Raw genomic sequence first — 22,568 nt, forward strand, 5'->3', positions numbered from 1 at the left:
CCCGGCGCAGGCCGGGACCCATGGACCCGGACCGCCGCTTGGTTCGCGGTCCGCGTCTTCATTACCAGCACCGCGTCCATGGGTCCCGGCCTGCGCCGGGATGACGGATCGGTGTATGCGGCGTCAGCCCGCCGCCCCGACCCCGCCCGACAGCGTCGGCACGTCGAGCGCGGCGAAGCCGTAATGCTTCAGCCAGCGGATATCGCCGTCGAAGAAGGGCCGAAGGTCGTCCATGCCGTATTTCAGCATGGCGAGCCGATCGATGCCGCTGCCGAAGGCGAAACCCTGCCATTCGTCGGGATCGAGGCCGCAGGCGGCGATCACCTTCGGGTGGACCATGCCGCTGCCCAAGACTTCCATCCAGCCGCCTCCCGAGCCGCCGATCACCCGCTTGCCCTTCTCGATCGTATAGCCGACGTCGACCTCCGCCGACGGTTCGGTGAAGGGGAAATAGCTGGGGCGCAGGCGCAGGACGATGTCGTCGCGCTCGAAGAACGCCTTGAGGAAGGTCTCCAGCGTCCATTTGAGGTGGCCGAGCGTGATGCCCTTGTCGATCACCAGCCCTTCGACCTGGTGGAACATCGGCGTGTGCGTCGCATCCGAATCGGAGCGGTAGGTGCGGCCCGGCGCGATGATGCGGATCGGCGGCGGCGTCTCCAGCATCGTGCGGATCTGCACCGGCGACGTGTGCGTGCGCAGCAGCGAGAAGGTGGTGCGCTCGTCGAACGTGCCCGCCGCCTTCGCGTCCTGGCCCTGGGTCAGGTAGAAGGTGTCGTGCATCGCGCGCGCCGGATGCGTTTCGGGAATGTTGAGCGCGCTGAAATTGTGCCAGTCGGTCTCGATCTCTGGCCCGGTCGCGACCGCGAAGCCCAGGTCGGCGAAGATTTCCGCCAGCTCGTCCATCACCTGGCTGACCGGATGGACCGTGCCTGCCAGCGGCGCGTCGGCGGGGAGCGTCATGTCGAGCGTCTCGGCGGCGAGGCGCGCGTCGAGCGCGGCGCGTTCGAGCGCGGCCTTGCGGGTGGCGATCGCCTCGGTCACCGATTCGCGCAAGCCGTGGATGCGCGGGCCTTCGACCTGGCGCTCCTCGGGGCTCATCTTGCCGAGCGTTTTCAGCAGTTGGGTGATGCTGCCCTGCTTGCCGAGCGCCTCGACGCGTAGGGATTCGAGGGTGTCGAGCGTGTCGCTCTGCCGGATGCGGTCGAGCAGATGCTCTTGCGGGTCGAGTTCGGCCACGTGAAACTCCGTCATTCCCGCGCAGGCGGGAATCCAGACGTCCTGCCGGTCGGGGCTTTGGCGTCCCGGCCTGCGCGGGACTGTGATGCAAGCGGCTCAAAGCCGAGGCCGATGGCAAGGTCAACCCAGTCGGGGTTGCTCTGTTCGATCAGCCGCGCCTTCCAGTCGCGGTTCCATTTCTTCAGTTGCTTCTCACGCCGGATGGCCGTTTCCATGTCGGACGCCATTTCGAACCAGACCAGCCTCTTGATGTCGTAGCGTTTGGTGAAGCCCTCGATCAGGCCCTCGCGGTGCTGGTAGATGCGCGCGAGCAGGTTCGAGGTGACGCCGATGTAGAGCGAACCGTGCCGCCCGCTGGCGAGGATGTAGACGCAGGGTTGCTTGGCTTCCACGGTCGCGTTTCCATTCCGTCATTCCCGCGGAGGCGGGAATCCAGACTGGCTGGCCTCCGTGACCCTTGCAAGGACCTGCTCGTCTGGATCCCCGCCTTCGCGGGGATGACGAAACGGGTAAAGGCCCGCACGCCCCCCGAAACCAAAACGGGCGCCGGTGTTGCCACCGGCGCCCGCCTGTTCGGTCTCGTCGCGAGGCGCTCTCAGGCGGCCTGCGGGAGGGCCGCCTTCGCCTGCGCGATGATGGCGGCAAAGGCCTCACCCTCGTGCATCGCGATGTCGGCCAGCACCTTGCGGTCGAGTTCGATGCCCGCGAGCTTCAGCCCGTGCATGAACTGCGAATAGGTCAGGCCCTCGGCGCGGACGCCGGCGTTGATGCGCTGGATCCACAGGCCGCGGAACGTGCGCTTCTTCACCTTGCGGTCGCGATAGGCGTACTGACCGGCCTTCTCCACCGCCTGGCGGGCGATGCGGATCGTGTTCTTGCGACGGCCGTAATAGCCCTTCGCCTGATCCAAAATCCTCTTGTGCTTGGCCTTGGTGGTCGTGCCGCGCTTTACTCGTGCCATATCTTAAGCCCTCCTCAGTTCAGGCCGTAGGGGGCCCAGGCCTTCACCGTCGCGGTGTCGGCCTTCGACAGCACCGTGGTGCCGCGGTTCTGGCGGATGTACTTGCCGTTATGGCTGATCAGGCGGTGGCGCTTGCCGGCGACGCCGTGCTTCAGCTTGCCGGTGGCGGTGAGCTTGAAGCGCTTCTTGACGCCGCTCTTGGTCTTGAGCTTGGGCATTTTGGTCCTTTCGCATGTGAGCGTCGCTTGAACAGCCGCGGCAGCCCTTGATGGCCGGGCCGTTCGTCCTCGCAACGCTCGGGAAGCTGGGGCCCTTAGCCGCGGTGCGCGCCAAAAGCAACCGATGCGGAACCGGAACGAGCCAGGGGCGCTTCACCCCGGCGATGGACGATCCCCAACCCGCTCCCAACGCCGCGGCGGCGCCCGCCGACACGCCGCCGCGCCGCCGGCGGGTGCGGCACATCGCACGCAACGCCGCGCTCGTCGTGCTGGGGCTGCTCTTCACCATCTGGCTGGTGCTGTTCGTGACCAAGGGCCGGTTCCTGAAGCATCCGTTCGAGACGATCGTCGGCCGGCTGACGCATCGCGAGGTGAAGGTTGCGGGCGATTTCCAGCTGTATTTCGCGCCGCTCCAGATCAAATTCGCCGCGCAGGGGCTGAGCATCGCCAACCCGGCCTGGGCGAGTCGGCCCTATCTGTTCCGTGCCGACGCGCTCGATTCGCGGATCGCGCCGCTGTCGCTGCTGTTCGGGCGGCGGCGTTTCTATTGGCTCGATCTCACCAACGGCGCGGTCGACCTGGAATGGTTGCCCGACCATAGCGGGAATACGTGGACGTTCAGCGCCAAAAAGGGCGGCAAGCCGCTGCAATTTCCCGTCATCGACCGCGCGAGCGTGACGGGAACGCGCGTGCGCTATCTCGACCCGCGGCTGCGCCTGCTCGCCGACCTTGCCGTCGATCCGATCCGGTCGGCCGACGCGCGGATCGGCGATGCGGTCGGCGTGACGGGGCAGGGCCGCCTGCGCGCGACGCCGTTCACCGTCGCCGCGCGCCTCTTGTCGCCCAACCAGACGGTGGCGCGCGGTGCGAACCGGCTGGAACTGACCGCGCATGCCGGCGCCAACGTCATCGACGTGACGGGCACCTTGCCCAGCCTTGCCGCGATCGAGGGCGTGCCGCTGCAGACGCGCGCGCGCGGGCGCGACCTGTCGCAGTTGCTCGGCATCATCGGCGTCGCGATCCCGCGCACGCGCACCTATCGGCTGAAGGCGCAACTGGTGCAGCAGGGGCGCGATTATCGCTTCACGCATCTGTCGGGCACGTTCGGCGACAGCGATGTCGCGGGCGCACTGACCGTCACCAACGGCGATCGGCTGTACCTCACATCGACGCTGGCGACGCGGCAGCTCGACATCGTCGATGCGGCGCCGTTCATCGGCTACAACCCCGATATCGTCGCCGCCAAGGGCGCGGCGGCGGCCGCCGCGGCGACGGGGGCCGCGCCTGAGCGGCTGCTGCCCGATGCCGCGCTGCCCGTCGCGACGATGCGGCGGTTCGACGCCGACCTCAAATGGACGATCCGCACGGTGCGATCGCGCCGCGTGCCGATCAGCGACGTCGACGTGACGCTGGCGCTGAAGGATGGGCGGCTGGCGCTGTCGCCGCTGTCGTTCGCGATGGCGCGCGGCAACGTCGCGGCCGACGTCGTCTTCGACACGCGCCAGCGGCCGGCGGCGGATTCCTACGACATTCGCCTCGCGCCGACGCCGCTGGGCAAGCTGCTCGCCGGCTGGGGCGTGGCGGAGGCGGGGACGACGGGCGTGGTGAAGGGGCGCATCCAGCTCGCGGGGCGGGGCGATTCGGTGCACGATTCGCTGGCCAGCGCGCGCGGTCGGATGGCGTTCGTGCTGCCCTCTGGTTCGATGTGGGCGCGCAACGCGCAATTGTCCGAGCTCGACATCGGGGTTTTCGTGCAGAAGATGTTCCAGCGGGAACTGAAGGAGCCGGTGCGGATCAATTGCGGGCTGGTCGGCTTTACGGTGCGCGACGGCGTGGCGGCGGCGGACCCGATCCTGATCGACACGACGAAGAACGTCGTCACCGGGCGCGGCGGGTTCAGTTTCCGCAACGAGACGGTCGACCTGGCCATCCGTGCCGACGGCAAGAAGTTCAGCCTGTTTTCGGGTCAGTCGCCGGTCAGCATCGGGGGCACGTTCGCGCACCCCTCGCTGAATGTGATCAGCCCGCAACTGCTGGCGCGGGCGGGCGCGGGGCTGGGGCTGGCGGTGGTCGCGACGCCGCTGGCGGGGATATTGGCGTTCGTCGACGTCGGCGATGCCAAGGCGGCGGCATGCGGGCCGGTGCTCGCCGGCGCCGACGCGCGCGCGCAGCGGACGACCAAGGGCAAGCCGCGCGAGGATGTCGGCAACGGCACCCCGGCGAAGAGCGGCGACGGCGGCGAGACCAAGGCGCAGCGGAAGAAGTTTCTGGGGATTTTCTGAGACGGGCGTGCCGTGCCCCTCGTGTCGTCATCCCCGCGGAGGCGGGGATCCAGACGCGCAGGTCGTCGAAAGAAGCGCACCGTCAGCGTCTCTGGATTCCCGCCTTCGCGGGAATGACGGAGAGGGGGCGATCAGTGCCCGTGCCCGTGCTCGTGGTGCGTCGCCCGCAGTGCCTCGAGCACGTCGTCGGTGCGGGCAGGGTCGCCGATGGCGAGGACGTGGCCGTCGCTCGCCGCGGTCAGCGGATCGCCGTTCCAGTCGCACATCCGCCCGCCCGCGCCCTCGACCACCGGCACCAACGCGGCGAAGTCGTAGAGTTGCAGGCCGCTTTCGGCGACGATGTCGAGATGGCCGCTGGCGAGCAGCGCGTAATTGTAGCAGTCGCCGCCATAGACCGGTCCCTGCCGGGCATGCCCGCCAGACGCCGCGGCGACGAGCGCCATGTAATGCGGCACGTCGCCGTCGGCGAACAGATGCGGGCTGGTGGTGGCGACGATCGCGCCTTCCAGCGCGGCGCAGGCGCGGGTCCGTGCGGGCCTGCCGTTGAACGTCGTCGGGCGGCCGGCGACGCCGATCCACCGTTCGCGCTGCACCGGCTGGTCGATAATGCCGAGCACGGGCCAGCCGTCCTCGACCAAAGCGATCAGCGTGCCGAAGATCGCGCGACCGACGGTGAAGCTGCGCGTGCCGTCGATCGGATCGAGCACCCATTGCCGCCCGGTGACGCCGTCCTTCGTGCCATATTCCTCGCCGACGATGCCGTCGCCCGCAGCCTCCGCGTCGAGCAGCCGGCGCATCGCGGCTTCCGCCTCGCGGTCGGCGCGCGTCACGGGACTGTGGTCGGCCTTGGTCTCGCCGCCGAAGTCCTGGCGGAAATAGGGGCGGATGACGGCACCGGCCGCATCGGCAAGGCGCTGGGCGAGAGCGAGATCGGCGGGGGTGACCGGCATCCGACCGTGCCTATCGCGCGCGCGCACATCGCGCTAGGCTGCATGCCATACACGGAAAAATAAGAGGAAGGATCTCCCGCATGCGCCTGTTTCCCGCCATTCTCGCCCTGGCCGTCGTCGCCGCGCCGGCCACCGCGGCGCTGACCGTGGGAGCGGCGGCGCCCGACTTCACGACACGCGGCGCGATGGCGGGCAAGGTGATCCCCGTCCACCTCGCCGAGGCGCTGAAGAAGGGGCCGGTCGTGCTCTATTTCTTCCCGGCGGCGTTCACCGGCGGCTGCAACGCCGAGGCGCATGCCTTTGCCGAGGCGATCCCCGCGTTCACGAAGGCGGGCGCGACGGTGATCGGCATGTCGGCGGACGACGTGCCGACGCTGCAGCGCTTTTCCAGCGAGAAGTGCGCAGGCCAGTTCGCGGTGGCGAGCGCGGGGCCGAAGGTGGTCGCGGGCTATGACGTCGCGCTCAAGGGTGGCCCGGCGGGCCGCGCGCTGACCTCGCGGACCAGCTACGTCATCGGGCAGGACGGGCGCGTCGCCTTCGTCCACGACGACATGGACCCGTCGCGCCACGTCGCGATGACGCTCGCCGCGGTGGAAAAGCTGCGCCGTCCGCGCTGAGCCGTTTTCACGCGATGATAACCAATGGCGCGTAAGCGCTTCGCCTATCTATCCGAGGGACAGGCATGCGCGGACCCATGACGGCAAGAAAGGGCGGTGAGGGCGACGTGTTCGCCCGCATCGGCGCTTTCCTGTCCGAACAGGGCCTCAGTCCGGAACCCGCCCATTATAGTTTCGCCTATTCGATCATCACCGAACCCGATGGCGCGATCGCGCAGGCGGTGCGGCGGCTGACCGATGGCGGGGTCCGGCTGCGGCGCGGCGACATCGAATCCCTGGGCGGCACGGTCGTCGCGGGCGCCCCAACGGGCGAGCCGGTTCAGCCGCGGCGCCCCGACATCAGCCACGCCGACGCGCTGGAGGACAATGCCGCGCGGCTCGTCGCAGAGACGCAGGCGCAGGTCGCCGGCTTCACGACGATCATGCAGGCGATGCAGGACGAGACGCGCGGGTTCGGCCGCGACCTCGCCGAAAGCGCGGCGGCGATCGGCACGCCGCAGGTCATCGGTCACGCCGGCGGCCTGGAAGAGATCGCGCGGATCACCGGCACGATGCTGGCGCGCGTCCGCGATGCGGAGGCGCGACTCGCGTCCGCGACGCACGAGGCGGAAGCGCTGCGCGCCAAGCTTGCCGAAGCGAACGACACCGCGCGGCGCGACGCGCTGACCGGCCTGCCCAACCGCCGCGCCTTCGAGGAGGCGTTCACCGCGCGCGGCGAGCGCGACGGCCCCTATTGCCTCGCGGTCGCCGACATCGACCGGTTCAAGCGGATCAACGACATTCACGGCCATCCGGTCGGCGATCGCGTGCTGTGCGCGGTCGGACGCCTGTTGGTCGAGGAATGTGCGGGCGAACTGGTGGTGCGGCATGGCGGCGAGGAATTCGCGATCCTGCTGCGCGGCAAGACGCTGGCGCAGGCGGCCGAGCATCTGGACGGCGTGCGCGCGATGATGGCGGCGAAGCGGTTCCGCATCCGCGAAAGCGACCAGCCGCTCGGCTCGGTGACGCTGTCGATCGGCGTCACCGCGGTGCAGGTGGGCGACGACAGCGCCGCCGCCTTCGACCGCGCGGACCGCCTGCTCTACACCGCCAAGGCGGAAGGCCGCGATCGGGTGTGCGCCGCCTGATAGTGGCGGATTTTCCGCGACACGGATGGCGGAATGCGCCAAGTCGTGTAGCGCGAAAACAGAAAATACAATGAAATTAGCTATTTAAGCAAAATGGCACGGTCGGTGCAAAGCCCTTAGTATCGCTGACGGATCGACCGGCAGCGAATACCAAAAGGGATCACACCATGTTTCTCCGCTTCGAAACCGCCCAGCGCGCCGCCGTCTCGATGGTCGTCGCCGTCGCCTTCGCCGCGCTCGCCGTCAGCGCCGCCGTCCCCGTCATGCCGATCGCCTGATGCCCGGCGCCAGCAGGAGAGATACCATGTACCGCAGCCTGTTCCTCAGCATCGCGAGCTTCGCCACCACCGTGCTCGTCATCGCCAGCCAGGGCGGCGTCCACTTCGCCTGACGCCGCTGCGCGGGTCCGGGGCCGGCACGCCGCCGGCCCGGTCCGCCGCGCCGGTTCACGCGGTCGCCACCGCACCCGCCGGACCGACCGGCGCCTCCTCCCCGCGGCCGTAGGTGCCGATCAGCACCCCCGCCGCCAGCACATGCCCCGCCATCGCCGCGATCACCGCGCCGCGCCCCGGCGTCGCGCCGGGATCGCCCGCGCCGGCATCCAGCGCGAACAGCTGAAACGCATAACGATGCGCGCCATGCCCGGTCGGTGGATCGGGCGGCAGCCAGCCTTCGGCGAAATAGCTGTTACGCCCGACGTCGCGCGCGGGCGTGCCCGCACCGTCGGCGGTTATCGCGCCCTCTTCCAGCCGCCCCGCATCGGCGGGCAGATGCCAGACGAGCGCATGCACCAGCGGGTGCGGCGTCGGCGCATCCGCATCCTCGACGATCAGCGCGAGGCTGGCGGTGCCTTCCGGCGGCACGCCCCAGGTCAGCGGCGGCGACACTCCGTCGCCATCGGCGGTGAACCGCGGCGGCAGCCGTGCGCCGTCGGCAAAAGCGGGGCTGGTCAGATCGAGCGACGCCAGATGGCGGTCCGGCGCGGCGGCCAGATCGACGCGCGCGATCGTCAGCTGGTCGAGGCCCGCGCGCACGCCGTCCAGCGCCTTGCCCAGCCAGTGCGGAACATGTTCGAGCATCGCGCCCTCAGCCCTGCTGACAGTCGCCGGGCCGGCGCACCGGCATGCTGCCTGCATACCAGAAGCTTGCGTCGGCAGCCTTTGCGGCGTCGTGCCAGCACGCCTCGCCACGGCTGCCGTCGGGCTGGACGATGAAGGTCCAGTTCTGGTCGCCGCAGTCGTGCGGGGTGCAGCCGTGCGCGGCGATGCGGCCGTCGGGCAGCCGGAAGATCGGCACGGTGACCGAATCGCGTGCGACGATACGATGGCGCAGGCTTTCGTCGGCGACCGCCTCGACCAGCGCCTGCGCGACCTCGGTCCGGTCGAAGAAGGCGATGCCCGCGACCGCATCGTTCGGATATTTGCCGATATAATCGGTGAGCGGCGGGCGCTGCTCCTGCCCCGGCAGCGGCTTCGCCTTTTGCATCGGCGGCGGCACGAAACCGGCGGGCGCGGTGTCGTTGTTGGCGGCCTTCTCCCGGCTGCCGCAGGCGGCGATGGCGAGCAGCAGCGGGAGCGCGAGGGCGGGGCGCAGGCGGGTCATGCAGGTGGAACGCGGCAGGGGGGCGGGCGGTTGCCTGACCGATGGCAGACTTCGACCTCGACCGGTTCGTGACCGCGCAGGCGGCGACCTACCGCCAAGCGCTCGGCGAACTGCGCCGCGGGCGCAAGACCGGCCATTGGATGTGGTTCGTGTTTCCGCAGATCGCCGGGCTGGGGCGCAGCGAGACCGCGCGCTTCTACGCGATCCGTTCTGCGGACGAGGCGCGGTCGTATCTGGCGCATCCGCTGCTCGGCCCGCGGCTGATCGAGGCGACGCAGGCGGTGACGGCGGCGCGGGGGAGCGTGGAGGCCATCCTGGGCGGGATCGACGCGGTCAAGCTGCGGTCGTCGATGACGCTGTTCGCGGCGGTGACGGACGATCCCGCGCCGTTCCGTGCGGCACTGGACCGATTCTTCGATGGGCAGGTCGATCCGGCGACCGTGGCGTTGCTGACGGGGCCCCCGACGTTTCCCTCGATTTGATCCGGGATGCTGCGCCACGGTCAGGGGCTCGTGTTCCTGCGCATGCAGGAACCCAGGGCCACGGGGGCACCGTCTCTGGCTCTGGGCTCCTGCGTCCGCAGGAGCACGGCGATCGAGAAGGGCGCAAGGCCGGCAGGGCGATCGATCGGGTGACGCCGATCAGAACAGGCGGCCGCCATTCGGGACGGGCAGGCTGGGTCCGATCAGCACGACCTTGCCGTCCGCGTCGGGAAAGCCGAGCGTCAGCACCTCCGACATGAACGGCCCGATTTGGCGCGGTGGGAAATTGACCACGGCGGCGACCTGGCGGCCGACCAGCGTGTCGGGGGCATAATGGTCGGTGATCTGGGCGGAGGATTTCTTCACGCCGATCTCAGGACCGAAATCGATGCGCAGCTTGATCGCGGGTTTGCGGGCCTCTGGAAAGGGTTCGGCCGCGACGATCGTGCCGACGCGGATGTCGACCGCCTCGAAATCGGCGAAGGCGATGGGCTCAGAAATCGACATTGTCGTAATGCGCGGGTGGGCCGATCAATTCCATGCGCTCCGACAGCAGCGGGCGGAAGGACGGCCGGCTCTTCAGCCCGCGATACCAGCGCGCGGTCTGTTCATGCCCCTTCCAGTCGATGCCGCCCAAATAATCGGCGACCGAAATCTGCGCCGCGGCGGCCAAATCGGCGAGGCTCATCGTCGCGCCGCCCAGCCAGTTGCGATGGTCGAGCAGGTAATCGGTATAGTCGAGGTGGCTGACCGCCGCCTTCATCGCCTCGCGCAGGCCCTTGGCGTCGGGCGCGGCGCGGTGGGCGAGCCGCTTGACGACGCGCTCGTGGAGCAGCGGCCCCGTCACGTCGCGATAGAAATGCATGTCGAACCAGGCGACCAGCCGGCGGATTTCCGCGCGGTTGGCAGCGGTGCCGTTGATCGTCGCCGCCTTGTCCACCGTCTCCTCGAAATATTCGCAGATCGCCATCGAATCGATCAGCGGCGCGCCGCCGCGGCTGGCATCGACCATCACCGGCGTCTGGCCGGCGGGGTTCATGTCCATGAACTCGTCGCGCCGGTCCCACGGCGATTCGCGGACCAGTTCGTAGCCGACGCCCTTCTCGCCGAGCAGCAGCCGCACCTTGCGGCTGAATGGGCACAGGGGGAATTGGTAGAGCTGCCACATGGTTACGTCCCTTAAGCCATGCGGGCGGGAGAGGTGAAGGGTCTGCTTGCCCCTTCTTCGTCATCCCCGCGCAGGCGGGGATCCAGAAACGCTGGGGTGTCGATGGAGCCGCAGCGTCGGCGTGTCTGGATTCCCGCCTGCGCGGGAATGACGGACGGGGGTTGCCGCCCCTCAATCCAGCCGCATCGCCTCCGCCGCCAGCGCCTCCGCCTCGACCAGCAGCGCATCGTCGGCACTGTTCGTCGCCACCCGCTCGCGGCCGATCAGCGTCAACACCGGCACCGCGAGCGGCGTCACCCGGTCGCGGTCGACGTGGAGCATCGTGTCGGCGGCGCGATCGAGCAGGTCGGCGAGGCGGCCGACATCGGTCATCCGCGCGCGCGCATCGTCCCAGGCCGCCTGCAGCAGCAGGTGCGTCGGTTCGTACTTGCGCAGCACGTCGTAGATGAGGTCGGTGGAAAAGGTCACCTGTCGCCCGGTCTTGCGCTTGCCCGGATGCTGCCGCTCGACCAGGCCGCCGATCACTGCGACCTCGCGAAAAGCGCGCTTGAGCAGGTGGCTGCGTTCGACCCAATCGACGAATTCGTGTTCGAGGATGTCCGGGCTGAACAGGGCGGCGGGATCGGTGACCTGTTCGAGGCCGTAGGTCGCGATCGCATAATCGTTGGCGACGAAGCCCAAAGGTTTGAGGCCCTGCGCCTCCATCCGCCGCGTTACCAGCATGCCCAGCGACTGGTGCGCGTTCCACCCTTCGAAACTGTAGGCGACCATGTAGTGCCGCCCTTCGCGCGGGAAGGTCTCGACGAGCAATTGGCCGGGTCGCGGCAGCGCGGAGCGATACGCCTGCACCTCCAGCCATTCGCGCACGTCGTCAGGGAAACGTGCCCATTGGGTCGGTTCGGCGAGGAAGGTGCGAACCCGGTTGGCGAGATTGGTCGACAGCGGCATACGCGCGCCGCCATAGGTGGGGATGCGCGCCGGGCGCGACGAGGCGCGCACGACGAGGTCCTCGGTGTCGATCCGCTCGACCTCGCAAGAGAGCCCCGCGAAGAAGAAGGTGTCGCCCGGCGTCAGCGTCGCGGCGAAACTTTCCTCGACCTTGCCGAGGCTGCGGCCGTTCTTGAAGCGCACCGTCAGCATCGTCGCCTCGACGATGATGCCGGCGTTGAGCCGGTGCTGCTGCACGAAACGCGGGTGGCTGACGCGCCAGGTGCCATCCGCCTCCTCGGTCAGCCGCTTGAACCGGTCATAGGCTTTGAGCGAATAGCCGCCGTCGCGGATGAAACCCAGCACGCGGTCGAACGTCTCGCCGGTCAGTGCCGAATAGGGCATCGCACCCTGGATCTCCGCGAGCAGGTCGTCGCGCCGGAACGGCCCCGCACAGGCGCAGGCCATGACATGCTGTGCGAGCACGTCGAGCGCGCCTTGGCGGAAGGGATCGGCGTCGAGCGCGCCTTCCTCCACCGCATCGAGCGCGGCGCGCGCCTCGAGATATTCGAAACGGTTGCCGGGGACGAGGATCGCTTCCGACGATTCGTCGAGGCGGTGGTTGGCGCGGCCGATCCGCTGGAGCAGGCGGCTCGATCCCTTGGGCGCGCCCATCTGGATGACGCAGTCGACGTCGCCCCAGTCGACGCCGAGGTCGAGGCTGGCGGTCGCGACGAGCGCCCGCAGCCGGCCGGATGCCATCGCGCCCTCAACCTTGCGCCGCGCCTCCAGCGCGAGGCTGCCGTGGTGGACGCCGATCGGCAGGCTCATCGCATTCGCCTTCCACAGGTCCTGGAAGATCAGCTCGGCGAGGCTGCGCGTGTTGCAGAAGACGATGGTGGTCTTGTGTGTCTCGATCTCCGCCATCACCTGTTCGGCAGCGTAGCGGCCCGAATGGCCGCTCCACGGCACGCGGCCCTGCGGCAGCAGGATCGCGATATTGGGGTCGGCGCCGCGCTCGCCGTGGACCAGATGCACCTGGTCGATGTCGCCATCGGGTGCCAGCCAGGCACGATAGGCGTCGGGGTCGGCGACGGTCGCGGACAGCGCGACGCGGCGGCACCTGGGCGCGAGCCGCTGCAACCGCGCCATGCACAAAGAGAGCAGATCGCCGCGCTTGCCGGTGGCAAAGGCGTGGACCTCGTCGACGACGATCGTCCTGAGGCCTTCGAACATCGTCGCGGCGTCGGGATAGCTGAGCAGCAGCGATAGCGATTCGGGCGTGGTGAGCAGGATGTGCGGCGGCTTGACCCGCTGGCGCGCCTTGCGATCGGACGGCGTGTCGCCGGTGCGCGTCTCGACGCGGATGGCAAGGCCCATCTCGTCGATCGGCGTGACGAGGTTGCGCTGGATGTCGACCGCCAGCGCTTTCAGCGGCGAGACGTAGAGCGTGTGCAAGCCGTCGCGCGGGGCCTCGATCAGCTCGGCGAGCGTCGGCAGGAAGCCCGACAGCGTCTTGCCCGCGCCGGTGGTCGCGACGAGCAGCGCATGGTGTCCGGCGTGTGCCTCGCGCAGCATGTCGATCTGGTGCCGGCGCGGCTGCCACCCGCGTGTCGAGAACCAGGCAGCGAGCGGGGCGGGGAGCGTGGCGTCGGGCATCGGCGCCCAATGTAGGCACGGTTGCGGCGAAACGCAGGCCTCGCGCGTAGAGCGGGGCATGGCACGGCTTGGCGATTGGCTGGAACCGCATCCGCACGGCATCTACGTGAAGCCCGCGGACGCGTGGATCGACCCGTCCGAGCCGGCGGCGCGCGCGCTGGTGACGCACGGCCATGCCGATCACGCGCGCGGCGGCCATGGCACGGTGTGGGCGACGCCGGAGACGCTGGCGATCATGGAGGCGCGCTACGGCCCGCAGGCGGGGATGCCGGTGGCTTATGGCGAGACGATCCGGCTGTCCGACGGCAAGGGGGGCGACGTCGACGTCGGCTTCGTGCCGGCGGGTCATGTGCTGGGGTCGGCGCAGATCGTGCTCGATCATCGCGGCGAACGCGTCGTCGTGTCGGGCGATTACAAGCGGCGGCCCGACCCGACGTGCGCGCCGTTCCAGCCGGTGGCCTGCGACGTCTTCGTGACCGAGGCGACCTTCGCGTTGCCGGTGTTCCGCCATCCGGACACGGGCGACGAGATCGACAAGCTGCTGGAGCGGCTGCACGCCAATCCCGACCGTTGCGTGCTCGTCGGCGCCTATGCGCTCGGCAAGGCGCAGCGGGTGATCGCGGAACTGCGCGAGCGGGGGCATGAAGCGCCCATCTATCTTCACGGCGCGCTGCAGCGACTATGCGACCTGTATGCCGAGCACGGCGTCAGGCTGGGCGAACTGATCCCCGTCGCCGACACGAAGAAGGCGGCGATGGCGGGCCATGTCGTGATGTGCCCGCCCGGCGCGCTCAACGACCGCTGGTCGCGGCGCCTGCCCGATCCGATCACCGCGATGGCGAGCGGATGGATGCGCGTGCGCCAGCGCGCGCGGCAGAAGAACGTCGAGCTGCCGTTGATCCTGTCCGACCATGCCGACTGGGACGAACTGACCGAGACGCTGACCGAGATCGCCCCGCGCGAGGTGTGGGTGACGCACGGCCGCGAGGAGGCGCTGGTCCATTGGTGCGAACAGCGCCAGATGAAGGCACGCGCGCTGGCGCTGGTGGGGTTCGAGGACGAGGACGATTGAGGGTCAGAGTTGTGGTTGCGCCCGGCTCGCCGCGACGATGCGCGATGCATCGGGAATGCGCCGCAGGGCGAACCGCGTCCACCACGGATGCCGGATGATCGCCGCGCAGAGCGAGTTCCAGAACGCGGTTTCGCCGCGGAAATCCTTCGGCCACTGGCTATGCAAAAGCTTGCGCGCGCCCTCGCTACGGCCGCTGAGCATGAGCGTCGTCAGCGCAGTGACGGTCCCGGTCGTCCCCGCGTCCATGGACCCGGATCGTTTTGCACGCGCCCATGCGCGAAGCTCACGTCCAATTGATCGTTCATCCGCATCTGTGATCGCCGGTCGTTTCGTCAGCGCCGGAAGGTCAACCATGAAGTCGTCGTGCGACCAGACGATCGGAAGTGGAACGATAGACACACCCGCGTGCGGCGCGCCGTTGAAATATTCGATATTGAAGGGGAGCGTGAGATGTAGACGGTCCGCTGCACGGCGCACTGTTGCCGAATCCATGCGCTCGCCCCGAAGCCGGCGGATGCGGATCGGGTCGACGAAAGTGACCGCAATGAGGTCCCCTTCTCCGCCGGAACCACCATCGTCGCCCAAGATCACCACGTCCGGCGAAACTGCGCTCGATTGACCCGCCCACAAGAGCTTGCCTACGATATAGCCGGCGCCCAGCGTCATCGTCTGCGTCCCACGCCGCGCCGCAAGCCCGCGGCAACTGCTGTCGCTGTCGCCGCCTGGTGGACAGGCCGTCACGACGATCGCGTTGCCGCCCCGCTGCCACAGCGGGCCAAGCGGCTGATCAGCGTGCGCGGCGCAGACCGGCACCAGCAGGGCTGCGGTAACCAAGGATCTGATCACGCCGCGCATCGCCGAAAGCTTTCCAGGGTAAGTTTAGCCGGGATCGTAGCAGATGGCCTTGGTACCGGTAGTGGATGACGGCTGGCAAAAGCGAAAAACAGCCGCCTACCCCCCCAATGCCTTTGCCCGCCGCCGTTGCACCGAGCTGCCGATGCCCATCGCCTCGCGGTATTTCGCCACCGTGCGGCGGGCGATGTCGAAGCCCTTGGCCTGAAGCAGTTCGACGAGCGTGTCGTCGGACAGGATCTTTGCTCCCTCGTTCGCGATCAGCTGGCGGATGGCGCTTTTCACCGCTTCGGCGGACACCGCGTCGCCGCCGTCAGCCGCCTGGATCGCACTCGTGAAGAAATACTTCAGCTCGAACACGCCGCGCGCGCAGCTTAGATATTTGTTGCTCGTCACCCGGCTGACGGTCGATTCGTGCATCTCGATCGCCTCTGCGACCTTGGCGAGCGTCATCGGCTTGAGGTGCGCGACGCCGTTCAGGAAGAACGCCTCCTGCTGCTTCACGATCTCGGTCGCGACCTTGATGATCGTGCGCTGGCGCTGGTCGAGCGCCTTGATGAGCCAGTTGGCGCTCGCGAGCGCATCGGTCAGCCACGCTTTGGATGCCTTGTCCTGCGGACCGTGGCTGAGTTCGTGGTAATAGCGGCGGTTGACGAGCACGCGCGGCAGCGTCGCGCTGTTGAGCTCGATGCCCCAGCCCGCCTTGGTTTTGGCGACGAACAGGTCGGGCGTCACCGCGGGCGCGGGCTCGCCGCCGAAGCGGCAGCCGGGCTTGGGGTCGTAACCGCGCAGCTCGCGGATCATGTCCGCCATATCCTCGTCGTCGACGCCGCACATCCGCTTCAATCGCGCCAGTTCGCCGCGCGCGAGCAGGTCGAGATTGTCGATCAGCCGCGCCATGCACGGGTCGTAGCGGTCCGCCTCCTTCGCCTGCAACGCGAGGCATTCGGCAAGGTCGCGCGCGCCGACGCCGGTGGGGTCGAGCGTCTGCACCTGCGCGAGCACGCGCTCGACGCGCGCGCGCGGGATGCCGAGCCGGTTGGCGATGTCGAGCAGCGGGGCGGAGAGATAACCCGCCTCGTCGAGCTGGTCGATCAGATGCTGCGCGACGAACCAGTCGGCGGCATCGACGACGGCGCCCGCCTGCGCCAGGAGGTGATCGGCGAGGCTGATGTCGGCGGCGGCGAAGCTGTCGAGGTCTGGGGCATCCTCGCCGCCCGGGCCGCCGCTGCCCGGCGCCGATCCGTTCATCGACAGCGCGCCGTCGAAGCCCCCCCCGCCATCGGCGACGCTGTCCTGCTGATGGCTTTCGGTCGCATAGTCGACGTCGAGCGGGTCGGCGGCGGCCGCGCCGGTGACGAGCGCGTCGGCGCCCGCGGGCTCGTCGGCCTCGGGGCGTTCGGGACGGACGATCTCGTCGGTCTGCGGCGCCTCGAGCAGCGGGTTCTTTTCGATCTCCTCGGCGATGAACGCCTCGATCTCGAGGTTGGACAGCGCGAGCAGCTTGATCGCCTGCTGCAGCTGCGGCGTCATCACCAAAGATTGCGACTGGCGCAGGTCGAGGCGCGGGGCGAGGCTCATCAGCCGGTTCCTCCCCGCTTGCGGGGAGGGGGACCGCGCCGTGCAGCGGCGCCGTGTAGGGGGCGTGCCGCGAATGCTGCGCGGCGTGGAAAGCCCCCTCCGTCAGCGCTTCGCGCTGCCACCTCCCCGTGCGGGGGAGGATAGAGGATGATCGCCCTCATCGGCGTTACAGCGAGAAGCCCTCGCCGAGATACAGGCGGCGGACGTTGGCGTCGGCGACGAGTTCTTCAGGGCTGCCGGTGAACAGCACGCGCCCGTCGTAGATGATGTAGGCGCGGTCGACGATGTCGAGCGTCTCGCGCACGTTGTGGTCGGTGATGAGCACGCCGATGTCGCGGCTTTTCAGGTCCTTCACCAGATCGCGGATGTCGGCGATCGAGATCGGGTCGATGCCGGCGAAGGGTTCGTCGAGCAGCATGATCGACGGTTCCGCCGCGAGTGCGCGCGCGATCTCCGCCCGGCGCCGCTCGCCGCCCGACAGCGCCATCGCGGGCGCGGCGCGCAGGCGGGTGAGGCCGAATTCGTCGAGCAGCCGGTCGAGCTTGCGCTGCCGCTCGGCCGGATCGGGCTCGGCGAGTTCGAGCACGGACGAGATGTTCTTCTCGATCGACATGCCGCGAAAGATGCTCGTTTCCTGCGGCAGATAGCCGAGGCCGAGGATCGCGCGGCGATACATCGGCAGGCGGGTGATATCCTCGCCGTCCAGCATGATGCGGCCCGAATCGGGCTTCACCAGCCCCATCACCGAGTAGAAGCACGTCGTCTTGCCCGCGCCGTTGGGGCCGAGCAGGCCGATCACCTCGCCGCGGTCGACGCTGACCGAGACGTCGGTGAGCACGACGCGCTTGTCGTAGGACTTGGCGATCGAGACGACCTGCAGCCCCTGCGCGCTCGGCGCCTCGTGGATCGGCTCGGCCGCGTTGAGACCGGAAACGGCGAGATCGGAAACGGCGTCCATCGTCCTCATGTCCCTCGTCGGTGTGCCGCGCCTGTCCGCCGCTTGGCAGGGTTCGTGCATGCGCCCGTTGCTGCCGCCGTCATGGCGCGTCCGGCGCGCGGAGGAAAGCCCCCTCGTGCCGATGGCGAAACGCGCCATCGCGCTGATCGATCGGCTGGATCAGTCGCGCTTGGGAACGGAGAAGGTACCCGTCACCCGGCCGCCGCCCTGCGACACGACGCCGCCGGTGTTGCCGGTGCCGGTCGCCGACGATCCGCCCGCGACGGACGATCCGTCCATCACCGCGCGGCCGGTGTCGAGGTTGATCGTCATCCGCCCGCCGTTGACGACGTTGCCGCCCTGCGTCAGCGTCACCGCGCCGATCATCGTGATGACGCGGCGGTTGAGGTCGTAGATCGCATATTGGCTGCGCGCGGTCTGGTCCGGACGGCGGACGGTGACGCCGCCGGCGGCATCGATGCGCGACACCTGCGGATTGCCGCCGATCACCTCGCCCGTATAGGCGACCGTCACCCGCGCGGCGTTGAGCGTCATCTCCGCCTGCCTGATCGCGACGTTACCGGTCAGGATGCCCCGATTCGCCTTGTCCTGCAGCTCGATATTATCGGCGGAAAAATCGATCGGCGCGTTCGAATTGTGGCGCTGCTGCGCCGCCAGCGGGGTGGCGACGGAAACGAGGGCGATCGACAGGGCGATCGGGAGGGGGAGCTGCGCGCGCATGCCGGCTATCTCGCCCCTCGCGGCACGATCCGCAAGCGGGCATTGCCATGCAATCGCACGACGCGATCATCGAGGTTCGCGTTGATGCTGTTGGCGCTGAACGTCCCCTGCTTCACGGTGCCGCGCACGCCGCCGTCGCTCCTCACCGTCTTCGCCTTCATGTCGACGACGGCGTCGGTGGTGTCGAGGCTGTAATTGTTGGGTGCGCGCACCGCGATCGGTCCGCGCACGCGCAATTGTTCGGAATTGAGGTCGTAATTGCCCTTGTCCGCGCGCAAGGTAGCGGGGCCGTCGGTCAGTTGCAGGTCTGCGGCCATGCGGTTGATCTGGACGATCGGCACCGACGACGACTGCTGCACCGCGGAACCCGCGTCGAGGCGGAAGGCCTGGCCCTTGTCGTCGAGCCCGCGATAGGTCGCCGACTGCAGCTTCATCCGCTCGTGCGCGACCTCGACCTTGTTCTTGTCGAGGACGAACGACACCTCGCTGCCCGCGGTCAGCGGCGCCATCACCAGAAACGCGGCGAGCACGCCGATCGCGATCGGCAGCGTGGTGCCGAGGATGCGGATCAGCCGGTCGTGGCGGCTGCCCGGGGCGGCCCATTGCTGGCGGGCGGTGCGGGCGCGGAGGGCGACGTCGGACATGCTATCCGCTACTACGCGTGAGCGAAGATATCGATCTCCGGCCAGCCGGCGAGATCGAGCGCGGCGCGCGTGGGCAGGAAATCGAAACACGCCTGCGCCAGGTGCAGGCGGTTCTCGCGGATCAGGCGCCGTTCCAGTTCGTCCTTGAGGCGATGGAGGAAGCGCACGTCGCTGGCGGCATAATCCTTCTGCGCGTCGCTGAGCTCGGGCCCGCCCCAGTCGGACGACTGCTGCTGCTTCGACAATTCCTGGCCGAGCAATTCGCGCACCAGTTCTTTCAGGCCGTGGCGGTCGGTGTAGGTCCGCACCAGGCGCGAGGCGATCTTCGTATCCCACACCGGCGCGGCGACGACGCTTAGGTAATGCTGCACGGCGGCGACGTCGAAACGGCCATAGTGGAACAGCTTCAGCCGCGAAGGGTCGGCGAGCACCGCCTTGAGGTTGGGCGCGGCATAGTCGCTGCCCGGCGCGAAGCGGACGAGATGCTCGTCGGGCCCGCCGTCGGACAGCTGGACGACGCACAATCGGTCGCGCGGCGTGATGAGGCCCATGGTCTCACTGTCCACCGCGATCGCGGCACCGGGGGCGAAGACGTCGGCGGGGAGGTCTTCCTCGTGGAAGTGTACGGTCATGCGACTCGCCCTACGCGGTGCGACCCTGCCGCTCAATATGCGACCGCGCCGATGCCTGAAATCCCGGCAGGAATGTGCCGGGCTGTGCCGTTCCGGCCACGCCCGCGCAAGTATTGGCACCAGACGGTCGCGGCACACGACGAATTTGTTCGCAGGGTCTTGCTTTGTGCGCTATGGGTTCGGTCATGGCGCAAAAGGTTTCGCGCCCGAAGGCTCGCGTTCGTCGTCCGGCGCACGGGTTCTTCGACAGGATCGGATGCGGGCGAACCGGGAAGACGAACAGGTTTATGAGTTACGACAAGGGTGGCCGCGGCAATCGTGGCGGACGTGGTCGCGATAAGCGCGATGGCTTCGGTGGCGACGATTTCGGCGGCGGCTTCGGTGGCGGTGGTTTCGGCGGCGGTGATCGCGGCGGCTTTGGCGGCGGCGGTTTCGGCGGTGGTGACCGTGGCGGCTTCGGCGGCGGCGGCGGTTTCGGTGGCGGCGGCGGCGGTGGTTTCCGCGGCGGCGGCGGTGGCGGCTTCGGTGGTGGTGGTGGCGGCGGCTTCGGCGGCGGTCGCGGCATGCCGCCGCAGGTCGTCGGCGAGGGCACCGGCGTCGTCAAGTTCTTCAACGCGCAGAAGGGCTTCGGCTTCGTCGTGCGCGATGACGGCGGCGAAGACGTGTTCGTCCACATCTCCGCGGTCGAGCAGGCCGGCCTGTCCGGCCTCGCCGAAGGCCAGCCGCTCGGCTTCACGCTCGTCGACCGCGGTGGCCGCATCTCGGCGACCGAGCTCAAGATCGATGGCGAGCCGATGGCGGTTACCGAGCGCGCGCCGCGTGAGCCGCGCGAAGGCGGCTTCGGCGATCGTGGCCCGCGTGCGGGCGGCGCTGGCGGTGCCGGTGGCCCGCAGCGTCAGCTGACCGGTGAGAAGGCGACCGGTACGGTCAAGTTCTTCAACGCGATGAAGGGCTTCGGCTTCATTCAGCGCGACGACGGCCAGCCCGACGCATTCGTCCACATCTCGGCGGTCGAGCGTGCCGGCATGCCGACGCTGAACGAGGGCGATCGCCTGCAGTTCGAGATCGAGGTCGATCGTCGCGGCAAGTATGCGGCGGTCAACCTGTCGCCGGGCAGCTGATCGCTTCCGATCCTGCTATGATGACGGCGGCCCGTCCGGATAGTCCGGGCGGGCCGTTCGTGTTTTAGGGGCTTGCCGATGCGTTTCTGGTCGATTCTTTCCGTCTTGCCCCTGCTGGTCGCGGGTGCCGCCGCGCCGGTGCCGCAGGCGGCGACCGTCGCGACCCCGCGCGCGGACGCGCCCGTGCCGCTGCTGACGGCGCGCGTGGTCGCACGCTATCCGCATGACACGCATGCCTTTACCGAAGGCCTGATCTTCGCCGACGGCGCGCTCTACGAAAGCGTCGGGCGCGAGGGCGAATCGGAGGTGCGCCGGGTGCAGCTGGCCGACGGCAAGGTGCTGGCGCGCGCCTCCATCCCGCCCGCGCAGTTCGGCGAAGGGCTGGCGCGGTGGGGCGACCAGCTGATCAGCCTGACCTGGCACGACGGCGTCGCGCACCGCTGGGACCGCAAGACCCTGCGCGCGGTCGGCACTGCGCGCTTCCCGGGCGAGGGCTGGGGGCTGGCGAGCGAGGGGAAGGCCCTGATCGAATCGGATGGCAGCGCGACGCTGAAGCGCTTCGACCCTGCGACGATGCGCGTCACCGGCCGCCTCGCGGTGACGATCCGCGGTAAGCCCGTCGACCAGCTCAACGAGTTGGAGGTCGTCGACGGCCAGATTCTCGCCAACGTCTGGCGCACGCCCTGGATCGTGCGCATCGATCCCGCGAGCGGCAGGGTCGACGCGGTCATCGACCTGCGCGCCCTCGTCGCCGAGGTCGCGGCGACCGACCCCGAAGCGGTGCCCAACGGCATCGCCTGGGACGAAAAGGGCCGGCGGCTGTTCGTCACGGGCAAATTGTGGCCGACGGTGTTCGAGGTGAAGCTGGAGCCGGCGGCGGATTAGGCGGCGGTTACGCGCCGAGCCGATCGAGCAAGATGTCGGTCGGCTCGCCCAGTGCCGCCCACGCATCATAGGCGCACCGCGCCCACTCGCGTACCATCGGCACGTGCGATGCCACCGGCGCGGCGAGCACATCGGCATGCGTGATGGCGAATCCGATCGGAATGTCCGGCAGCGAGGCGAAGTGGCCTTTGGCAAGCTTCTGCATGATCGGGGTGATCCCGGCCAGCGGTCGCCGACGCGCGAACGCGAGCCGCAAAGCGGCATAATGCACCCATACCGACTGCACCGCGCGCCGATCGCTCGGATCGCCGGGATGCTGCAGGGCGTGGGCATCGACGGTCAGCCGGTGAACGGCGCCAAACAAAGCCGGATTTTCGTACTCGCGCGTGAGAAGGCGGCCGTAGGCGGCCCAGCATCCGGGGGTCGACAGCATATAGCTATGCGTCGGTCCCGCCGTCGCCGGAAAGAAACCGCCGCAACCCGGGCATCGCTCGTCCGCCTCGTCGCGCATGTCCCGCCATTTCCATCCCGATGCCATCCACCCTCTGGCTAGAAGGGAATCGCATCATCCCGATCATCATGCCTGACATGTTCCGGCATAGCGAAAAGGCTTTGCGCCTGCCTTCCGAAAAGTGGCCGATCAGGTCCGTGTGTCGCGTTTACCCGCATGCCGGGCTGGCGGGCGGCGCGTGATGCTGCGATGTCGTTGCTTCGACAACGGGTTTGTGGGGGCGAGCGATCTGGCGCGCGAATCCCCGCGGGAGACCGATGCCCCCCACCGTTGGGATGCTTCGAGTGCCCGCAGGTTCCGACGGCAAGCGGCATGCCGACTACCGACCGTGTCCAGTCCAGACTAAGCTTGGCGAGGAGGGGC

Annotated in this window: 24 protein-coding genes; 7 read left to right on the forward strand and 17 right to left on the reverse strand. The window is 68.8% G+C overall.

Annotation, left to right across the window (positions count from 1 at the left end):
* Positions 1-123: 123 nt before the first annotated feature.
* The 4 genes from pheS to rpmI form a co-directional block, all read right to left on the reverse strand.
* Positions 124-1,251, reverse strand: a complete 1,128-nt coding sequence (gene pheS, locus DM480_RS07460) for a phenylalanine--tRNA ligase subunit alpha (protein WP_115378272.1) — start codon at positions 1,249-1,251, stop codon at positions 124-126.
* Positions 1,248-1,628 carry a GIY-YIG nuclease family protein gene (locus DM480_RS07465; RefSeq protein ID WP_115378273.1) on the reverse strand — a complete coding sequence of 127 codons (381 nt, stop codon included), beginning with the start codon at positions 1,626-1,628 and terminating at the stop codon, positions 1,248-1,250. The genes pheS and DM480_RS07465 overlap by 4 nt, the downstream gene beginning before the upstream one ends.
* 203 nt (positions 1,629-1,831) lie before the next feature.
* Complete coding sequence (rplT, locus tag DM480_RS07470; RefSeq protein ID WP_115378274.1) at positions 1,832-2,197, reverse strand: 50S ribosomal protein L20; 366 nt, start codon at positions 2,195-2,197, stop codon at positions 1,832-1,834.
* A 14-nt stretch (positions 2,198-2,211) separates the two neighbouring features.
* Complete coding sequence (rpmI, locus tag DM480_RS07475) at positions 2,212-2,415, reverse strand: 50S ribosomal protein L35 (RefSeq protein ID WP_066489358.1); 204 nt, start codon at positions 2,413-2,415, stop codon at positions 2,212-2,214.
* A gap of 164 nt (positions 2,416-2,579) precedes the next feature.
* On the opposite strand from rpmI, the gene DM480_RS07480 reads away from it, so the two are divergent.
* Positions 2,580-4,697 (forward strand): AsmA family protein, encoded by a 2,118-nt coding sequence (locus tag DM480_RS07480; RefSeq protein WP_115378275.1) that lies wholly within the window; start codon positions 2,580-2,582, stop codon positions 4,695-4,697.
* Positions 4,698-4,828: 131 nt separating this feature from the next.
* Here DM480_RS07480 and DM480_RS07485 read toward each other — a convergent pair whose 3' ends face one another.
* Positions 4,829-5,647: an inositol monophosphatase family protein gene (locus DM480_RS07485; protein ID WP_115378276.1), complete on the reverse strand. Its 819-nt coding sequence runs from the start codon at positions 5,645-5,647 to the stop codon at positions 4,829-4,831.
* 80 nt (positions 5,648-5,727) lie between these two features.
* On the opposite strand from DM480_RS07485, the gene DM480_RS07490 reads away from it, so the two are divergent.
* Positions 5,728-6,264 carry a peroxiredoxin gene (locus DM480_RS07490; RefSeq protein ID WP_115378277.1) on the forward strand — a complete coding sequence of 179 codons (537 nt, stop codon included), beginning with the start codon at positions 5,728-5,730 and terminating at the stop codon, positions 6,262-6,264.
* 65 nt (positions 6,265-6,329) lie between these two features.
* Positions 6,330-7,391 (forward strand): GGDEF domain-containing protein, encoded by a 1,062-nt coding sequence (locus tag DM480_RS07495; RefSeq protein ID WP_115378278.1) that lies wholly within the window; start codon positions 6,330-6,332, stop codon positions 7,389-7,391.
* Positions 7,392-7,837: 446 nt separating this feature from the next.
* Here DM480_RS07495 and DM480_RS07500 read toward each other — a convergent pair whose 3' ends face one another.
* Together DM480_RS07500 and DM480_RS07505 are read right to left on the reverse strand one after the other, a co-directional pair.
* Positions 7,838-8,470 (reverse strand): YbhB/YbcL family Raf kinase inhibitor-like protein, encoded by a 633-nt coding sequence (locus DM480_RS07500; RefSeq protein ID WP_115378279.1) that lies wholly within the window; start codon positions 8,468-8,470, stop codon positions 7,838-7,840.
* A 7-nt stretch (positions 8,471-8,477) separates the two neighbouring features.
* A complete protein-coding gene (locus DM480_RS07505) occupies positions 8,478-8,993 on the reverse strand; it encodes a hypothetical protein (protein WP_115378280.1) in 516 nt (171 codons plus the stop codon).
* A 41-nt stretch (positions 8,994-9,034) separates the two neighbouring features.
* Between DM480_RS07505 and DM480_RS07510 the strand changes: the two genes are divergently transcribed.
* On the forward strand, positions 9,035-9,475 hold the full coding sequence (locus tag DM480_RS07510; RefSeq protein ID WP_115378281.1) for a DUF1810 domain-containing protein: 441 nt from the start codon (positions 9,035-9,037) through the stop codon (positions 9,473-9,475).
* Between the two features lie 159 nt (positions 9,476-9,634).
* Here DM480_RS07510 and DM480_RS07515 read toward each other — a convergent pair whose 3' ends face one another.
* The 3 genes from DM480_RS07515 to DM480_RS07525 form a co-directional block, all read right to left on the reverse strand.
* Complete coding sequence (locus tag DM480_RS07515) at positions 9,635-9,982, reverse strand: tRNA-binding protein (RefSeq protein ID WP_115378282.1); 348 nt, start codon at positions 9,980-9,982, stop codon at positions 9,635-9,637.
* Complete coding sequence (locus DM480_RS07520; RefSeq protein ID WP_115378283.1) at positions 9,969-10,643, reverse strand: glutathione S-transferase family protein; 675 nt, start codon at positions 10,641-10,643, stop codon at positions 9,969-9,971. Before DM480_RS07520 ends, DM480_RS07515 begins: the two co-directional genes overlap by 14 nt.
* Before the next feature lie 171 nt (positions 10,644-10,814).
* Positions 10,815-13,229, reverse strand: a complete 2,415-nt coding sequence (locus tag DM480_RS07525) for a ligase-associated DNA damage response DEXH box helicase (RefSeq protein WP_115378284.1) — start codon at positions 13,227-13,229, stop codon at positions 10,815-10,817.
* Positions 13,230-13,287: 58 nt separating this feature from the next.
* On the opposite strand from DM480_RS07525, the gene DM480_RS07530 reads away from it, so the two are divergent.
* Entirely contained in the window at positions 13,288-14,301 is a 1,014-nt protein-coding gene (locus DM480_RS07530) for a ligase-associated DNA damage response exonuclease (RefSeq protein ID WP_115378285.1), read from the forward strand.
* Between the two features lie 3 nt (positions 14,302-14,304).
* Here DM480_RS07530 and DM480_RS07535 read toward each other — a convergent pair whose 3' ends face one another.
* From DM480_RS07535 to DM480_RS07560, 6 genes are all read right to left on the reverse strand, one after another.
* Entirely contained in the window at positions 14,305-15,156 is an 852-nt protein-coding gene (locus DM480_RS07535; protein WP_115378286.1) for a hypothetical protein, read from the reverse strand.
* A 96-nt stretch (positions 15,157-15,252) separates the two neighbouring features.
* On the reverse strand, positions 15,253-16,734 hold the full coding sequence (rpoN, locus tag DM480_RS07540) for an RNA polymerase factor sigma-54 (protein ID WP_115378287.1): 1,482 nt from the start codon (positions 16,732-16,734) through the stop codon (positions 15,253-15,255).
* Between the two features lie 166 nt (positions 16,735-16,900).
* The gene (lptB, locus tag DM480_RS07545) at positions 16,901-17,692 is read right to left on the reverse strand and encodes an LPS export ABC transporter ATP-binding protein (RefSeq protein WP_115378288.1); all 792 of its coding nucleotides are present in this window, start codon (positions 17,690-17,692) and stop codon (positions 16,901-16,903) included.
* Between the two features lie 159 nt (positions 17,693-17,851).
* Positions 17,852-18,412: an LptA/OstA family protein gene (locus tag DM480_RS07550; protein WP_115378289.1), complete on the reverse strand. Its 561-nt coding sequence runs from the start codon at positions 18,410-18,412 to the stop codon at positions 17,852-17,854.
* A 5-nt stretch (positions 18,413-18,417) separates the two neighbouring features.
* Positions 18,418-19,056, reverse strand: coding sequence for an LPS export ABC transporter periplasmic protein LptC (gene lptC / locus DM480_RS07555; RefSeq protein WP_115378290.1), 639 nt, complete (start codon positions 19,054-19,056; stop codon positions 18,418-18,420).
* 11 nt (positions 19,057-19,067) lie between these two features.
* Entirely contained in the window at positions 19,068-19,688 is a 621-nt protein-coding gene (locus DM480_RS07560; protein ID WP_115378291.1) for a ribonuclease D, read from the reverse strand.
* A 287-nt stretch (positions 19,689-19,975) separates the two neighbouring features.
* On the opposite strand from DM480_RS07560, the gene DM480_RS18710 reads away from it, so the two are divergent.
* Together DM480_RS18710 and DM480_RS07570 are read left to right on the forward strand one after the other, a co-directional pair.
* Complete coding sequence (locus tag DM480_RS18710) at positions 19,976-20,809, forward strand: cold-shock protein (RefSeq protein WP_115378292.1); 834 nt, start codon at positions 19,976-19,978, stop codon at positions 20,807-20,809.
* A gap of 78 nt (positions 20,810-20,887) precedes the next feature.
* A complete protein-coding gene (locus DM480_RS07570; protein ID WP_115378293.1) occupies positions 20,888-21,694 on the forward strand; it encodes a glutaminyl-peptide cyclotransferase in 807 nt (268 codons plus the stop codon).
* Between the two features lie 7 nt (positions 21,695-21,701).
* On the opposite strand, the gene DM480_RS07575 is transcribed toward DM480_RS07570, so the two are convergent.
* Positions 21,702-22,205: a DUF5946 family protein gene (locus DM480_RS07575; RefSeq protein WP_125471486.1), complete on the reverse strand. Its 504-nt coding sequence runs from the start codon at positions 22,203-22,205 to the stop codon at positions 21,702-21,704.
* Between the last annotated feature and the right edge of the window lie 363 nt (positions 22,206-22,568).

It is taken from the genome of Sphingomonas sp. FARSPH (genome assembly GCF_003355005.1).
Classification (GTDB): Bacteria; Pseudomonadota; Alphaproteobacteria; order Sphingomonadales; family Sphingomonadaceae; genus Sphingomonas.

Coding starts and splice junctions, on each gene's coding strand:
- DM480_RS07495 (WP_115378278.1), top strand. CDS start 6,330: ATGCGCGGACCCATGACGGCAAGAAAGGGCGGTGAGGGCGACGTGTTC.
- DM480_RS07525 (WP_115378284.1), bottom strand. CDS start 13,229: ATGCCCGACGCCACGCTCCCCGCCCCGCTCGCTGCCTGGTTCTCGACA.
- DM480_RS07550 (WP_115378289.1), bottom strand. CDS start 18,412: ATGCGCGCGCAGCTCCCCCTCCCGATCGCCCTGTCGATCGCCCTCGTT.
- DM480_RS07570 (WP_115378293.1), top strand. CDS start 20,888: ATGCGTTTCTGGTCGATTCTTTCCGTCTTGCCCCTGCTGGTCGCGGGT.
- DM480_RS07535 (WP_115378286.1), bottom strand. CDS start 15,156: ATGCGCGGCGTGATCAGATCCTTGGTTACCGCAGCCCTGCTGGTGCCG.
- rpmI (WP_066489358.1), bottom strand. CDS start 2,415: ATGCCCAAGCTCAAGACCAAGAGCGGCGTCAAGAAGCGCTTCAAGCTC.
- DM480_RS07500 (WP_115378279.1), bottom strand. CDS start 8,470: ATGCTCGAACATGTTCCGCACTGGCTGGGCAAGGCGCTGGACGGCGTG.
- DM480_RS07480 (WP_115378275.1), top strand. CDS start 2,580: ATGGACGATCCCCAACCCGCTCCCAACGCCGCGGCGGCGCCCGCCGAC.
- DM480_RS07515 (WP_115378282.1), bottom strand. CDS start 9,982: ATGTCGATTTCTGAGCCCATCGCCTTCGCCGATTTCGAGGCGGTCGAC.
- DM480_RS07575 (WP_125471486.1), bottom strand. CDS start 22,205: ATGCGCGACGAGGCGGACGAGCGATGCCCGGGTTGCGGCGGTTTCTTT.
- DM480_RS07510 (WP_115378281.1), top strand. CDS start 9,035: ATGGCAGACTTCGACCTCGACCGGTTCGTGACCGCGCAGGCGGCGACC.
- DM480_RS07520 (WP_115378283.1), bottom strand. CDS start 10,643: ATGTGGCAGCTCTACCAATTCCCCCTGTGCCCATTCAGCCGCAAGGTG.
- DM480_RS18710 (WP_115378292.1), top strand. CDS start 19,976: ATGAGTTACGACAAGGGTGGCCGCGGCAATCGTGGCGGACGTGGTCGC.
- DM480_RS07530 (WP_115378285.1), top strand. CDS start 13,288: ATGGCACGGCTTGGCGATTGGCTGGAACCGCATCCGCACGGCATCTAC.
- rpoN (WP_115378287.1), bottom strand. CDS start 16,734: ATGAGCCTCGCCCCGCGCCTCGACCTGCGCCAGTCGCAATCTTTGGTG.
- DM480_RS07485 (WP_115378276.1), bottom strand. CDS start 5,647: ATGCCGGTCACCCCCGCCGATCTCGCTCTCGCCCAGCGCCTTGCCGAT.
- DM480_RS07490 (WP_115378277.1), top strand. CDS start 5,728: ATGCGCCTGTTTCCCGCCATTCTCGCCCTGGCCGTCGTCGCCGCGCCG.
- lptC (WP_115378290.1), bottom strand. CDS start 19,056: ATGTCCGACGTCGCCCTCCGCGCCCGCACCGCCCGCCAGCAATGGGCC.
- DM480_RS07560 (WP_115378291.1), bottom strand. CDS start 19,688: ATGACCGTACACTTCCACGAGGAAGACCTCCCCGCCGACGTCTTCGCC.
- lptB (WP_115378288.1), bottom strand. CDS start 17,692: ATGGACGCCGTTTCCGATCTCGCCGTTTCCGGTCTCAACGCGGCCGAG.
- DM480_RS07505 (WP_115378280.1), bottom strand. CDS start 8,993: ATGACCCGCCTGCGCCCCGCCCTCGCGCTCCCGCTGCTGCTCGCCATC.
- rplT (WP_115378274.1), bottom strand. CDS start 2,197: ATGGCACGAGTAAAGCGCGGCACGACCACCAAGGCCAAGCACAAGAGG.
- pheS (WP_115378272.1), bottom strand. CDS start 1,251: ATGACGGAGTTTCACGTGGCCGAACTCGACCCGCAAGAGCATCTGCTC.